Origin of the sequence: Deinococcus proteolyticus MRP (assembly GCF_000190555.1) — a bacterium.
Lineage (GTDB): Bacteria > Deinococcota > Deinococci > Deinococcales > Deinococcaceae > Deinococcus > Deinococcus proteolyticus.
The window spans coordinates 2,132,402-2,147,060 of sequence record NC_015161.1 but is presented as its reverse complement, the minus strand read 5'-3'; the positions used below and the strand labels follow the sequence as shown (position 1 = coordinate 2,147,060).

The following is a 14,659-nucleotide window of genomic DNA, read 5'->3' as shown; positions in this document are numbered from 1 at the left end:
TATGAGCCGACTGCTCTAACCATTGAGCTAAAGGCCCCTCTGGCAAGCTTCAGGAGTTTAGCAGCGGTCCCGGCGGAAAGTCAACGGCCCACCTGGACCAGGCCGGTGACGCCAGCTGACCCGTATCTGGGCGCCGGAACAGTACACTTGCCGCATGACCTTCTCCGCGCCGGCTGCTCCTACCGTTCACGTGGCCTCCGAGGTCTTCCCCTTCTCACGCACTGGCGGCTTGGCCGACGTGCTGGGAGCCCTGCCGGCTGCGCAAGCGGCCGCAGGAGACGCGGTGATGGTGGTTTCGCCTTGGTATCAGGACCTGGCAGATGCGGGCCGCGTGCAGCAGCTGGGAGCACTGGCTGTGGACGGGGTGAGCGAGGTCCGGCTGGGCCACGAGCGCCGGGGAGGCGTGGACTACCTGTTCCTGGGGATGGAAGTGTTCGAGCGCTCTGGCCTTTATCACCCGGACGACGTACAGCGCTTTAGTGCCTTTGGGCGGGCCGTGTTGCCTGCACTGCACCATCTGGACATTCGGCCCCGTGTGCTGCACGGCCACGACTGGCAAGCCGGGCTGGCCGTTGCCCACGCGCACCTGAGTGGCTTGCCCACCGTCTGCACCGTGCACAACCTGCAGTATCAGGGTCGCTGGAACATACATGAGGCTGCCGGCTGGACCGGGCTGCCGGACTGGGCCTTCCAGCCGGACTTCGCAGAGTTTCACGGCGACCTGAACCTGCTCAAGGCGGGGCTGGTCTTTGCCGACCGGGTGACCACGGTGAGCCCTACCTACGCCCAGGAAATCACCACGCCCCAGTACGGTGAGGGGCTGGAAGGAGTGCTGCAGCGCTTGACTGCGGAAGGGCGGCTGCGCGGGATTCTCAATGGGCTGGACCTGGACCGCTGGAACCCCCGGCGTGACCCGTACGTGATGAATTATTCCGGCCTGCGCGGCAAGAGCAGCAACCGCCGCCGGCTGCGCCAGGAATTCGGCTTTGACCGCGCGCCGGTACTAGGGACGGTAAGCCGCTTGGCCGACCAGAAGGGTATGGACTTGCTGCTGATGGCCCTGCCGCAGCTGGTAAAGAACTGGAACGTGGTGATTCTGGGCGGCGGCGACCCCCTGTTGGAAGCGGCCTTCCAGGGCTGGAACCTGCATCCCCGCGTGGCCTTTGTAAGCGGGCTGAACGAGGCGCTGGCCCACCGCATCTATGCTGGGGCCGACGCCTTTGCTATGCCCAGCCGCTTTGAGCCGTGCGGCCTGTCCCAGATGATTGCGCTGCGCTACGGCACCCTGCCGGTGGTGCGCGAGACTGGCGGCCTGAAAGACACGGTGTCTCCCAGCGTGGGCTTTACCTTCGGGCCAGCCACCTCACAGGCGCTGCTGGACGCCTGCGGCGAGGCCCTGGCTGCGCGCCGCGATAAGGCCGACTGGGAACGCCGAGTGCGCGAGGGCATGAGCCTGAACTTCAGCTGGGACGCCTCGGCGCAGGCCTACCGCGACCTGTACGCCGAGGTGCTGGCCGGGCGCTAAAGCGGTTCAGCCCGGTACTAACTCCAGCCCGGTACTAACTCCAGCACCGTGACTTCCGGCGGGCACAGCGTCCGCAGCGGCAGGCCGGATACGCCCAGCCCCCGGCTGACATAGGCGGGGCTGCCGTGCGCCCCCTGGTGCCAGCCCATGGCGTAACGGGTGCCATAGGCGCTGGGCACCACCAGCGCGCCCACGCCTGGCAGCCGTACCTGGCCGCCGTGGGTGTGCCCTGCCAGCGTCAGACCGATAGGCTGCGGAAAAGTGGGCAGAATGTCGGGATTATGCGTGAGGAGCAGTGTAGCCCGCTCCCCTGCCCCGGCCAGCAGGGCGCCTAGGTCGGGACGTTCACCCCACTGCCAGTCATCGGTTCCCAGCAGCTGCAGGTCGCCTCTGGGCTGCGCGGCCCGGTTGCGCAGCAGCTGCACGCCCGCCACTTCCAGCTGCCGCGCCAGTTCGCTGCGCCGCTGCTGCCAGCCGGGCTGTCCTGCGCCGCGCCAGCGCGAGTCGTAGCGTCCGAAAGACCCGTAGTCATGGTTGCCCCACACGCCGTACACCCCCAGCGGGGCTTGCAGCCGGGCCAGCTGTTCCAGCAAGGGCGTGGGCTGCTCGCCGGGACGGATATCCACGAAGTCGCCGCCCAGCAGAATCAGGTCCGGGCGCTCGGCCAACGCCGCGTCCACCCAGCGGCGCACACTGCCCGCTCCGATGTACAGCCCATAGTGGAGGTCGGTCAGAAAGACCAGCCGCATGGGTGAGCGGAGTCCGGAAAGCGCGTGGCGCTGGCGGGTCACACTCAGGCTGTAAGCTCCAGCAACTGCGCCTCCCCCCAGCAGGCTGCCCAGGCCCAGCAGGCCCATGGCGCTGCGCTGAAGCCATTGCCGGCGTGTCAGGCGGGGAGAAGTCCTCATACGGCCAGAGTAAGCCGCTCAGGTTAAGCGAAGTACACTGCGTTGATGTCTGAGCCCCGCACTGTATTTGTGGTTCCCGACCTGCACGGCCGTGCCGACCTGCTGGAAGCAGCGGTGCAGTATGCCGAGGCCCACTGGCCGAACTGGCACCTGCTGAACCTGGGCGACGCCATAGACCGTGGCCCGCAGTCGCTGCGCTGCGTGACCCGGCTGCTGGAACTGCGCGCCCAGGGCCGCGCCACCTTGCTTATGGGCAATCACGAGCGTATGGCGCTGGACGGCCCCCAGCATTTTCAGCGCTTTGTGGACAGCGGCAATCCCGAAGCGTTTCGCCTGGCCATGCAGGGGCTGCAGTGGTGGATGCGTGCCGGCGGCGAGACGGTGCGTCAGGAGCTGGGCGGCCTGACGCTGGAAAATTTCCCCGAACTGCTCCGCGAGTATCTGTCTGACCTGCCCAGAATGGTGTTCGTGGATGAGGAGGGAGCCATCCACAGCAAGCCGCCGGCCAGTCCCAGCGTGATGGTGACCCATGCCAGCCCACCCAAGGCCCACCGCGACTACCCCAACCCGATGTCGGCGGTGCTGTGGCTGCGGCCCGCTGACGGCCCCTTTTCCCTGCCACCGGGCGTGACCTACTCGGTGCATGGCCATACGCCGGTGCGCGTGGCCGTGCAGCAGGATAAGCAGGTGTATCTGGACCTGGGTGCCTACAAGACCGGGCGACTGGCGCTGTTGCCGCTGCATGTGGACGGCCCGCGTGGGCTGGTAGTGCTGCAAGGTCAGGGGCGGCCCCAGGCAGCCGACGCTTTGCCTGCGTTCGGGCGCATGCTGCCGGCCGAGCTCCTCCAAGTGTGAGCCGGGTTCCGGCCGCAGAAGCAGCAAAGCAAATCGAACAACGGGCGCGGAGAGGCTTACTCTCTCCGCGCCTGCTTGTCCGGTTATTTCGCTGAGCTTACTTCAGCGCTTTCATGCTGGCCTTGCCGGCGGCGCCCAGCACCTGCAGCTTGTGGGCCACGATTTCGCTCATCACGTCGCGGGCCGGACCCATCCACTTGCGGGGGTCGAACTCTTTGGGGTTAGCCTGGAAAGCTTCGCGCACGCCCACGCTGGCGGCCAGGCGCAGGTCGGTGTCCACGTTGACCTTGGCGATACCGTGCTGCACGGCGCGGGTCAGGTCTTCGTCGGCAATACCGGCGGCTTCGCCAATCTCGCCGCCCGCTGCGCGGAAACGGTCGGTGATGGTCTGGGGCACGCCGCTGGAGCCGTGGGCCACCAGGGGAATGGTGGTCAGGCCCGCGATTTTCTCGATGCGGTCATGGTCGATGTAAGGGCGGCCTTTGCCCTTGTACGCGCCGTGGCTGGTGCCGATGGCGATGGCGAGATAGTCCACGCCGGTTTCGTCGATGAACTTGACGGCTTCCTCGGGGTCGGTCAGGAAGGCGTCTTTTTCGTCTACGACGACGTGCTCCTCAATTCCGCCCAGGCGGCCCAATTCGGCTTCTACGCTGATGCCCATGGCGTGAGCGGCTTCTACCACGCGCTTGGTTTCCTTGACGTTTTCCTCGAAATCGTGGTGCGAGGCGTCAATCATCACGCTGGTAAAGCCCATGGCGATGGCCTTGAGCGCCGACTCGTAGCTGGAGCCGTGGTCCAGGTGCAGCGCGACGGGGATGGTGGCGCGGCGGGCCATGTCAATCACGATGTTGGCGAGGTCCTGGCCGCCGTACTTGATGGCGCCTTCGGACATCTGCACCATGACGGGTGCTTCCAGCTTCTCGGCGGTGTGGATAATCGCCTGGGTGATTTCCATGTTGTTGGTGTTGAAGGCGGGCACGCCGTACTTGCCTTCGCGGGCGGGAACCAGAATGTCTTTGCCGGTGACGAGCATGGTGGAACTTCCTTTCGGGGAAAAGTTGGCAGCGGGGCCGAATTGTGAGCTTGCGTGCTGAAGTGTAGCGCAAGCCTGCCGGGCTGTTTAGAGGCTCTGAACCCAGGCGTGAATATTGGCGATGTCCTGATCGCTCAGCTGGCCTTCGCTAAAGCGCGGCATGGTGGGGGCCAGCTCGCGGCCGTCCGGGGTCTTGCCTTCACGCAGCGTCTGTGTGAAGCCGGCCAAGTCCCACTGGTTGGCGTTCGCCGTCATGGCCGGGCCAAGGGCGCCCTGGCCCTGAGCGCCGTGGCAGCCCCCACAGGTGCCGGCAAACAGCGTCTGGCCGGCAGCGGCGTCGCCCTGAGCAGCGGTGCCGGCCGCGTCACCTTCAGCCTGACCTTCTGTAGCGGTACCCGAAGCGCTGGCTGCAGAGCCGGAGGCGTCCGCTGCGGTGGACGCGCCCGAAGCGTCGTTAGAGGTGCCCGAGCCTTCGGAAGGGTCGGACGGCGCAGCCTGCGCCTCGCCGCCGTCTCCGCCGCTGGCAGTGGTGGCCGGGTCGCCCACAGTGGGAGCCGTCGTCTGGCTGCCGCCCGTGGAGCTGTCGGACACGCCGCCCTGGCTGCCCTGGCTGATGCCAGCCGTTTCAGGAGTATTGCCCTTCTGGGCCGCTTCGTTGGCGCTGGCATCAGCGGTGACGGCCACGCCACCTTCGACGGGGTCCTTGGCCGAAGGAGCACCTGCGTTGGTCACAATCAGCAGGGCGACCCCCAGAACCAGGCCGAGAAGGATGCCGGTGAGCCAGGACACCACGTTGCCCTGGGTCATGCGTGCTTTGAGAGTCGTCATGTGCTACAGAATAGCGCGCTGACCGGTCGGTCCGGGAGGGCCACTTCGCCCCTCTTATTCGGTGAACAGAGAGGCCGAGGCGGCCTGGGGGGTTTCTGGCGGCCACCACTGCCGCGCTGCGAGGTCCAGCCGCCCGCTGCTGTCGAATTCCACCCCGTCATTGATGAGCAGGGCCAGTTGCAGGTCGCCCAGGCCGATTTTGCCGGTGCTGACGCGGCCCTGCGCGTTCACCACCCGCTGCCAGGGCAGGCCGTGCTCGGTGCCCTGCAAGCTGTTCATGACATACCCCGCCTGCCGCGCTGCCCCAGGCTGCCCCGCCAGCAGCGCGAGCTGGCCGTAGGTCATCACTTTGCCTCTGGGAATCTGGGCCACCAGTTCCAAGATGCGGCGGCGGAATTCGGGGTTGCGGGGCATGGCAACAGTGTAGAGGGTAGATGATTCCGCTGGGCTAATGGTTGATGGATAGGCAGAGCCTGCGCTCATTACGCCTTTTCCATCAACCATCTCCCATCAGCTCAACTTGGCTTTGAACTCTTCGTACCCAAAGACCTTCACCCGCTCGTAGCTGCCGTCCGCGTGCAGGATGCCGATGTCGGGATGCTTGACCCCGTTGAAAAAGGTGGTCTTGACCATCGTGTAGTGAATCATGTCGTCGAACACGACACGGCTGCCGACCTTCAGCGGCTGCGGGAAGACATATTCGCCCACCACGTCGCCCGCCAGGCAAGTGGTGCCGCCGATGATGTAGGGATGACCTGCGGGCACGTCCTCGGCCTCGCGGTGGTCGTCGCTGGGCGGGTCACCCGCGCCAAGGATGCGGGGGCGGTAGGGCATTTCCAGCACGTCGGGCATGTGGGCCGAGACCGACACGTCCAGCAGCACCGCGTCTTTCACGTTGTGGACCACGTCCAGCACGCTGCTCACCAGCCAGCCCGTCTGCCAGCCGAAAGCGCTGCCCGGTTCCAGAATCACATGCACGTTCCATTTCTCGCGGAACGCCCGCACCACCCGAATCAGGCGCTCGATGTCGTAGCCCTCGCGGGTCATCAGGTGGCCGCCGCCGAAGTTGACCCATTTGATTTGCTCGGAGGCCAAAAACTCACCGAATTTTTCTTCCAGCACTTCCAGCGTGCGCTCCAGCGTGTCGGAGTCTTTCTCGCACAGCGTATGAAAGTGCAGCCCGTCAATGCCGGCGGGCAGGGTGTCCGGGAACTCGCGGCGGGTCACGCCGAGGCGCGAGAAGGGACCAGCGGGGTTGTACAGGTCGGTTTCGACTTCGGCGTACTCGGGGTTCACGCGGATGCCGGCGTGGATGGTGCGGCCTTCCTGGCGGGTCGCCTCCACTTGCTCCGCGAAGCGCTCCCACTGCTGCACAGAGTTGAACACGATGTGGTCCGAGCGGCGCAGGATTTCGGGAAAGTCCTCCTCCGAGTAGGCAGGAGCGTAGGCGTGGACCTCTCCCTGCATCTCCTCGTCGGCCAGAATCACTTCGTTGAGGCTGCTGGCGGTAGCTCCGGTGATGCCGTACTCGCGCAGTATGGGAAAAGTGCTCCACATGGAAAAGCCCTTGAACGCCACGATAATCTGTGCGCCGCTTTTCTCCTGCACGTAGGAAATCAGCGCCAGGTTGCGGCGCAATCTGCTTTCGTCCAGCACGAAGGCGGGGCTGGGAATGCTCTGCCAGTCCACGCTGGCGGGGTCGGTCACTTCGGGCAGGGTGAGGTCGGCAGGCAGCTCGGTCATGGAGCTCAGTGTAGAGGGTGCCGGGCTGCCGCTTAGCGAAACACCAGACCGTCTGCCACCTGCTCACGCAACTCGGGCACGCAGTCGCTCACGCCCAGCTCGGCGCAAAAGGCCACGTCGCGGGCGAGGTCGGCCAGGTCAGCGCGGGTGTCGCCCAGGTGCAGCAGGCGCTGACCGTGGCGGCTGGCTTCCAGTGCGGCCAAAGGGTCAGGCCAGCGGTCCAGCAGGGCGAGGGTCATCTGCGCCGAGTCGTTAGGCAGGAACTCGCCCAGGCGCAGAAACTCACCCACCAGCACGCCCGCCGTAAAGCAGTCGTCCAGGCTGACCTGCCCATCGGTACCCGCGCAGATGATGCTGATATCGCCGTCCGATTCCAGCGCACGGGCCGCCGCTGCCGGGGCGTTCCGCAGGCAGGCCAGCAGCACCCGCTCGGCGTGGCGGGCCGCGAGGTGGGCCGCGCCCGTGCCGTTGGTGGTGTTCATGACGACAGTGTGCCCCGTCCAGTCCTGCGCCGCCGCGTCCAGCGGGCTGTTGCCGAGGTCGAAGCCCTCTACCCGCACGCCGCCGCGCTCGCCCGCCAGCCGCACATTTTCGCCCACGCTCTGGCGTGCCGCGTGCGCTGTGGCGATGTCAGGTGCGAACATCACTGCTGCCGCGCCATGTTCCAGAAAAGTGGTGGCGGTGGTGGTGGCCCGCAGCACGTCTATCACCAGCGCGGTCCCTGCAGCTTGCGGCGGGAGCAGTGTGGGCAGCAGGCTGACGCTCAGGCGGCGGCTCATGCCAGGGCGTCCCGGAACGCCTGCACACCTGCCGCTGCGCCGCCTTCGGCCCCGAAAATGGCGCTGCCTGCCACGAGGTTGGTGGCCCCAGCGTCTACCAGGGCACGGGCATTCTGCGCGGTCACGCCGCCGTCCACCTGCAAGTCGGCCTGCGAGCCGATGTCGTCCAGCATCCGCCGCACCTCGCGCACCCGTTCCACGCTCGCGGGGATGAACTTCTGCCCGCCAAAGCCGGGGTTCACACTCATCACCAGCACCAGGTCCACGTCGGCCAGCACGGGGCGAATGGCTTCCAGCGGCGTGCCAGGGTTGAGCGTGACGCCCGCCCGCTTGCCGAGTTCCCGAATCTGGCCCACAGCGCGGTGAATGTGGCGGGTGCTTTCGACCTGCACGGTCAGCCCGTCTGCGCCCGCTTCGGCAAAGTCGCGTAGGTAGCGCTCCGGCTGCTCAATCATCAGGTGAACGTCCATGTAGAGGGGGGACACCCGCCGCGCCGCCGCCAGAATCGGCAGCCCGAAGGAGATGTTGGGCACGAACATTCCGTCCATCACATCCACATGCGCCCAGGGCACGCCGGCCTGCTCCAGGGTGTGCAGTTCCTCGCCCAGCCGGGCGAAATCGCAGGCCAGCAGGCTGGGCGAGAGAAGGACGGGCGGGCGGGCAGCAGCAGCGTCGGTCACGTTCCCGATGCTAGCGCGGCAGCCGGCTTTCCCCCATCAGGAACTGGTCGATGGCGCGGGCCGCCTGCCGGCCCTCGCGGATGGCCCACACGATCAGGGAAGCGCCGCGCCGCACGTCGCCGGCCGCGAACACGCCGGGCACGCTGGTGACGTAGCCGCCCACTTCGCCGTCGCCGGCCAGGGCGTGGCCGCGCCGGTCCTGCGCCACCCCGAACGATTCCAGCAGATGCGCCACCGGCCGCTCGAAGCCGATGGCAAGCAGCACCAGGTCGGCCGGGTAGACCCGCTCGGTGCCGGGCACTTCTGCCAGCTGCCCTCCCTGCAGCCCGGCCTGTACGGTGCGTACCCCCGTCACCCGGCCTCCCTCGCCTACAAATTCTTTGGGAACGGTCGCGAAAGCCCGCTCGCCGCCCTCCTCGTGACTGCTGCTGTAGACGGCGGTGAGCGGCATGTCGGGCCAGGTGAGCAGCCGGTCCGGTCCGGGCAGGTCCGGGCGGCGGATGAACTGCGTGACGCCCGCCGCGCCCTGGCGCCAGCTGGTGCCGATACAGTCGCTGCCGGTGTCTCCCCCGCCAATCACCACCACCTGCTTGCCCTGCGCCGACGGGGCTCCGGCCACCGCGTCACCGGCCACGTTGCGGTTGTGGGCGGTCAGAAACTGCATCGCGTGGTGAATGCCGGCCAGGTCGCGGCCTGGCAGCTCCAGCTCGCGGGGCGCTTCGGCGCCGCCGGCCAGCAGCACGGCCCCGAACTGTGCGCGCAGCTCAGCCGGCGTGACCACCTTACGGCTGAGGTTCACCACGCCGCTGCTCTCTTTCCATTCGCCCACCAGCACGCCCGTGCGGAAGGTGACACCCTCGGCCTCCATCTGCTCCACGCGGCGGTCAATGTGGCGCTTTTCCAGCTTGAAATCGGGAATACCGTAGCGCAGCAGGCCGCCGATGCGGTCATTCTTCTCGAACACGGTGACGCGGTGCCCGGCGCGCGCCAGCTGCTGGGCGGCGGCCAGGCCGGCCGGTCCACTCCCCACCACCGCCACGGCGTGGCCGCTCAGCTCGGCGGGGGGCTCGGGGCGCACCCAGCCTTCTTGCCAGCCGCGCTCGATGATGCTCAGCTCGATGGATTTGATGCCCACCGGGTCGTCCGAGATGTTCAGCACGCAGGCCGCTTCGCACGGCGCAGGGCAGGCCCGGCCCGTGAACTCGGGGAAATTGTTGGTGCTATGCAGGTTTTCCAGGGCGTCTTTCCAGTCATCCTGGTACACCAGATTGTTGAAGTCGGGGATGATGTTGTGGACAGGGCAACCCCCGCTGCAAAAGGGAATCCCGCAGTCCATGCAGCGCACGGCCTGAAGCCGCGCCTGAGCCGCGTCCAGCGGACGCACGAACTCGCCGCTGTAGGCGACGCGCTCCTGAGCCGGGGCGTAGGGCTCGGACACGCGGCCCTGTTCCAGAAATCCGGTGATTTTGCTCATGGGGTGCCTCCTGAAGGGTGATGGACGGGGGGGTTACTTGACCAGCGTGCCCTGGCCGCCGCGCTCGGCAGGCCCGCTTTGCATGCTCACGGTATCGGCGCTCTGCAGCGTGCCCGCACGGGCAGCGGTCTCGCTGCCCGTGGGCGCGGGGCGCTCACTCAGGGCGCGGGCGTACTCGTGCGGCATCACCCGCACGAAGTGCCCGCGGGCCTGCGCCCAGTTGCCCAGCAGCGCCATGGCCTTGGGCGACCCGGTCAGGCGGTGGTGCTGCTCCAGCAGGCGCCGCAGCAGGGTTTCGTCAGGCACGCCCTCATGCAGGGTGTGCGCTGAGGCCGTGCGCAGCTGCTCCTCGGCGCTGTTCACAGGGCTGAGCGAGACCATGTTCAGATTGCAGCGCTGCTCAAAGGTGCCGTCCTCGTCGTAGACATAGGCCACGCCGCCGCTCATCCCGGCTGCGAAGTTGCGCCCGGTGCGGCCCAGAACCACGGCAGTGCCGCCGGTCATGTACTCGCAGCCGTGGTCGCCTACCCCTTCGACCACCGCCGCGGCGCCGCTCAGCCGCACGGCGAAGCGTTCGCCCGCCACGCCACGGAAATACGCCTCGCCGCCTGTGGCTCCATACAGCACAGTGTTGCCGACGATGATGTTTTCTGCAGCGGAGCTGCGCAGTCCCAGCGGGGGCCGCACGATAATGCGCCCGCCGCTCAGGCCCTTGCCCACGAAGTCGCCCGCGTCGCCCACGAGGTCAAAGGTCACGCCCGCAGGCAGAAAGCCGCCGAAGCTCTGGCCGCTGGTGCCTTCCAGCTGCACGTGAATGGTGCCGTCCGGCAGCCCAGGCGGACTGCAGCGCACCACCTCGCCGGAAAGCATGATGCCCACGCTGCGGTTCACGTTGCGGACCGACTGCGAGAAGCGCACCGGCTCGCCGCGCTGAATCGCTGGCCCGCACTTGCGAATCAGTTCCCAGTCCAGTGCGCCCTCCAGGCCGTGGTCCTGCGCTTCGCAGTGGCGGCCCTGCTGGCCGGGCCGCTCCACGCGGTAGAACACGCGGCTGAAATCCAGGCCCTGCGCTTTCCAGTGGTCTATGCCCGCCCGCACGTCCAGCAGGTCACTGCGCCCGATCAGGTCGTCTAGCCGGGCGTAACCCAGTTCGGCCAGCAGGGCGCGCACCTCCTCGGCCACGAAGAAGAAGAAGTTCACCACATGCTCCGGCTTGCCGGTAAAGCGCTTTCTGAGCACCGGGTCCTGGGTGGCCACCCCCACCGGACAGGTGTTCAGGTGGCATTTGCGCATCATGATGCAGCCCTCGGCCACCAGCGGCGCCGTGGCGAAACCGTACTCGTCGGCGCCCAGTAGCGCTGCAATGACCACGTCGCGCCCCGTCTTCATCTGCCCGTCGGTTTGCAGGCGCACGCGGTCACGCAGGCCGTTGAGCACCAGCGTCTGCTGGGTTTCGGCCAGGCCCAGCTCCCAGGGGGTGCCGGTGTGCTTGATGGAGCTCAGCGGCGAAGCGCCTGTGCCGCCGTCATAGCCCGAAATCACGATGTGGTCGGCCTTGGCCTTGGCGACGCCGGCCGCCACCGTGCCCACGCCCACTTCCGAGACCAGCTTGACCGAAATATAGGCGCGTGGATTGACATTTTTCATGTCGTGGATCAGCTGCGCGAGGTCCTCAATCGAGTAGATGTCGTGGTGCGGGGGCGGCGAAATCAGGCCCACGCCCGGCACGCTGTGGCGCAGGTAGCCGATGTACTCGCTCACCTTGCCGCCCGGAAGCTGCCCGCCCTCGCCGGGCTTGGCGCCCTGGGCCATCTTCAGCTGAATCTGGTCGGCACTGACCAGGTAGCCTGCCGTGACGCCGAAGCGCCCGGAAGCGATCTGCTTGATTTTGGAGCGCAGCGAGTCTCCGGCCTGCAGGGGGTAGTCGCTCTGCACCTGCGCCGCCCCGACCACGCTGGCCAGTGTCTGGCCCTCGCCCAGCACCTCGCCGCGCATCTCGGCCAGGTAGCGGGCCGGGTCCTCGCCGCCCTCGCCGGTGTTGCTCATACCGCCGATACGGTTCATGGCGACCGCCAGCGCCGCGTGCGCCTCGGTGGAGATGCTGCCCAGGCTCATGGCCCCGGTGGCAAAGCGCCTGACAATCTCGCTGGCCGGTTCCACCTCGTCCAGCGGGATGGCTTCACGGTCACTGCGAATCTCGAACAGGCCGCGCAGCGTCATCAGCTGCCGGCTCTGGTCGTTGATTTCCTGAGCGTACTCGCGGTAGCTGCTGTATTCGCCGCTGCGCACGCCGCGCTGCAAGTTGGCGACGGCGCTGGGGCTCCACAGGTGGGCTTCGCCGCGCACCCGCCAGGCGTACTCGCCGCCGGGGTCCAGCAGGTGCTCCAGCTCCTGCTCGTCGCGGAAGGCGCGGGCGTGAATCCGCAGCGCTTCTTCGGCCACCTCTTCCAGCCCGATACCGCCCACCCGGCTGGCCGTGCCGTAGAAGTAGCAGTCTACGAACTCCTGCTTGAGCCCCAGCGCCTCGAACAGTCCCGCCCCGCAGTAGGAGCGGAAGGTGCTCACGCCCATCTTGGACATGATTTTGCTCAGGCCCTTGCCGATGGCCCTGACATAGTTCTGAATCGCCTGCTGGGGGCTGAGTCCTTCTACCCCCTCCAGTCCGGGCACCACCTCCAGGCCCTGCGCCAGCGCAGCCACCGTTTCCAGCGCCAGATAAGGATGAATGGCCTCGGCGCCGTAGCCCGCCAGTGCGGCGAAATGATGGACCTCGCGGGCGTCGCCGGTTTCGACCACCAGGCCGACCTTCATCCGCAGGCCACGGGCGACCAGGTGGCTGTGGACGCTGCTCAGGGCCAGCAGCGCCGGAATCGGGGCGCGGTCCTTGCCCACCCGCTTGTCGGTCAGGATGATGATGTTATGCCCGCTTTGCACCGCGTCGGCGGCCCAGGCATTCACTGTTGCCAGCTTGGCCTCGATGCCGCGTGACCCCCACGCCGCCGGGTAGGTGATGTCCAGGTCGAAGGCGCGGAACTTGCCCCGCGTGTGGCCCTCAATAGAGCGCAGCCGCGCCATGTCGTCGAAGTCCAGAACCGGCTGGCTGACTTCCAGGCACATCGGCGGATTCACCGTGTTGATGTCCAGCAGGCCCGGGCGCGGCCCCACGTAGGACAGCAGGCTCATGACCACCGACTCGCGGATGGGGTCAATCGGCGGATTGGTCACCTGCGCGAACAGCTGCTTGAAGTAGGAGTACAGCGGCTTGTCGCGCCCAGACAGCACCGCCAGCGGCGAGTCGTTGCCCATGCTCCCGATGCCCTCTTCGCCCCGCTCGGCCATCGGCCCCATCAGGAACTTCAGGTCTTCTTGCGTGTAGCCGAACGCCTGCTGGCGGCGAATCAGCGGCTCCGCAAACTCGTCCACCTCGCCGGTCACGTCCGAGGCGTCCAGACGGAAGCGGGTGTTCTGCACCCACTGGCGGTAGGGCTTGGCCAGCGCAACCTGCGATTTCAGCTCGTCGTCCTCGATAATCCGGCCCTGCTCGAAGTCGATCAGGAACATCCGGCCCGGCTGCAGTCGCCACTTGCGCACGATGTCGCTGTCGGGAATCGGCAGCACGCCGGTTTCGGACGCCAGCACCACCAGGCCGCTTCTGGTTTCCAGGTAGCGGGCCGGGCGCAGGCCGTTGCGGTCCAGCATGGCGCCCACCTGCTGGCCGTCGGTAAACACCATCGCGGCGGGGCCGTCCCAGGGTTCCAGCATGGCGGCGTGGTACTCGTAAAAGGCGCGGCGTTCGTCACTGATGGTCCCGTCCCCTTCCCAGGCTTCCGGAATCATCATCATGGCGGCCTGCGCCATCGGATAGCCGCTGAGCGTCAGCAGTTCCAGCACGTTGTCGAAGGTGGCGGTGTCCGACTCGCCCTCAAACGAAATCGGGAACAGCTTGGCGAGGTCGTCCCCAAATACCGGGCTTTGCAGCACGCTCTCGCGGGCCCGCATCCAGTTGAAGTTGCCCTTGACCGTGTTGATTTCGCCGTTGTGGGCCACCATCCGGTAAGGGTGCGCCAGCCGCCACTCGGGGAAAGTGTTGGTCGAAAACCGCTGGTGAACAATCGCCAGGGCCGACACCAGCTCGGGGCGCTGCAGGTCCAGGTAGTATTCGCCCACCTGCCCCGCCAGCAGCAGGCCCTTGTAAATCACCGTGCGGCACGACATGGAGGGCACGTAGTATTCCTGGCCGTGGCGGAAGTTCAGGTTCATGACAGCGTTGCTGGCGCGGCGGCGAATCACGTACAGCTTGCGCTCCAGCGCGTCGGGCACCAGGGTATCGGGCCCAGCTCCGATAAAGACCTGCCGGATGACCGGTTCCGTTTCGCGCACGGCCGGGCTCATCGGCATCTCGCGGCTGACCGGCACATCACGCCAGCCCAGCAGCACCTGGCCCTCGGCGGCGATGGCGCGTTCCATCTCCTGCTCGCAGGCGCGGCGGGCGGCGATTTCCTTGGGCAGAAACACCATGCCCACGCCGTAGTCGCCTTCGGCAGGCAGCTCCACGCCCTGCTGCGCCATCTCGGCGCGGTAAAAAGCGTCGGGAATCTGAATCAGGATGCCGGCGCCGTCGCCCATCAGCGGGTCGGCGCCCACCGCGCCCCGGTGATCCAGATTTTTCAGAATCAGCAGCGCCTGGGTCACGATGTCGTGCGACCGGCGGCCGTGCTTCTGGGCCACCATGCCGATGCCGCAGGCGTCGTGTTCACGGCCGCTGTACAGGCCATGCTTCTGGGCTTGCTGCAGCTGGGACAGGAAATGGGAAGGCTGAGACATACGGACCTCC

At 67.1% G+C, this 14,659-nt stretch carries 11 protein-coding genes; 2 read left to right on the top strand and 9 right to left on the bottom strand.

Annotation, left to right across the window (positions count from 1 at the left end):
* Positions 1–154 precede the first annotated feature (154 nt).
* A complete protein-coding gene (locus DEIPR_RS10265) occupies positions 155–1,525 on the top strand; it encodes a glycogen synthase (RefSeq protein WP_013615762.1) in 1,371 nt (456 codons plus the stop codon).
* Between the two features lie 17 nt (positions 1,526–1,542).
* On the opposite strand, the gene DEIPR_RS10260 is transcribed toward DEIPR_RS10265, so the two are convergent.
* Positions 1,543–2,433: a metallophosphoesterase gene (locus tag DEIPR_RS10260; RefSeq protein ID WP_041222102.1), complete on the bottom strand. Its 891-nt coding sequence runs from the start codon at positions 2,431–2,433 to the stop codon at positions 1,543–1,545.
* Between the two features lie 45 nt (positions 2,434–2,478).
* On the opposite strand from DEIPR_RS10260, the gene DEIPR_RS10255 reads away from it, so the two are divergent.
* On the top strand, positions 2,479–3,288 hold the full coding sequence (locus DEIPR_RS10255; protein WP_013615760.1) for a metallophosphoesterase: 810 nt from the start codon (positions 2,479–2,481) through the stop codon (positions 3,286–3,288).
* A gap of 97 nt (positions 3,289–3,385) precedes the next feature.
* Here DEIPR_RS10255 and fba read toward each other — a convergent pair whose 3' ends face one another.
* From fba to DEIPR_RS10215, 8 genes are all read right to left on the bottom strand, one after another.
* Entirely contained in the window at positions 3,386–4,321 is a 936-nt protein-coding gene (gene fba, locus DEIPR_RS10250; protein WP_013615759.1) for a class II fructose-1,6-bisphosphate aldolase, read from the bottom strand.
* Between the two features lie 87 nt (positions 4,322–4,408).
* Positions 4,409–5,149: a c-type cytochrome gene (locus DEIPR_RS10245; RefSeq protein WP_013615758.1), complete on the bottom strand. Its 741-nt coding sequence runs from the start codon at positions 5,147–5,149 to the stop codon at positions 4,409–4,411.
* Between the two features lie 54 nt (positions 5,150–5,203).
* Entirely contained in the window at positions 5,204–5,563 is a 360-nt protein-coding gene (locus DEIPR_RS10240; RefSeq protein WP_013615757.1) for an MGMT family protein, read from the bottom strand.
* A gap of 96 nt (positions 5,564–5,659) precedes the next feature.
* Positions 5,660–6,892: a carboxynorspermidine decarboxylase gene (gene nspC / locus DEIPR_RS10235; protein ID WP_013615756.1), complete on the bottom strand. Its 1,233-nt coding sequence runs from the start codon at positions 6,890–6,892 to the stop codon at positions 5,660–5,662.
* Positions 6,893–6,924: 32 nt separating this feature from the next.
* The gene (locus tag DEIPR_RS10230) at positions 6,925–7,671 is read right to left on the bottom strand and encodes a 2-phosphosulfolactate phosphatase (RefSeq protein ID WP_013615755.1); all 747 of its coding nucleotides are present in this window, start codon (positions 7,669–7,671) and stop codon (positions 6,925–6,927) included.
* Positions 7,668–8,351: a ribulose-phosphate 3-epimerase gene (gene rpe, locus DEIPR_RS10225; RefSeq protein WP_013615754.1), complete on the bottom strand. Its 684-nt coding sequence runs from the start codon at positions 8,349–8,351 to the stop codon at positions 7,668–7,670. The genes DEIPR_RS10230 and rpe overlap by 4 nt, the downstream gene beginning before the upstream one ends.
* Before the next feature lie 10 nt (positions 8,352–8,361).
* Positions 8,362–9,825: a glutamate synthase subunit beta gene (locus DEIPR_RS10220; protein WP_013615753.1), complete on the bottom strand. Its 1,464-nt coding sequence runs from the start codon at positions 9,823–9,825 to the stop codon at positions 8,362–8,364.
* 33 nt (positions 9,826–9,858) lie between these two features.
* The gene (locus DEIPR_RS10215; RefSeq protein ID WP_013615752.1) at positions 9,859–14,649 is read right to left on the bottom strand and encodes a glutamate synthase-related protein; all 4,791 of its coding nucleotides are present in this window, start codon (positions 14,647–14,649) and stop codon (positions 9,859–9,861) included.
* Positions 14,650–14,659: the final 10 nt, after the last annotated feature.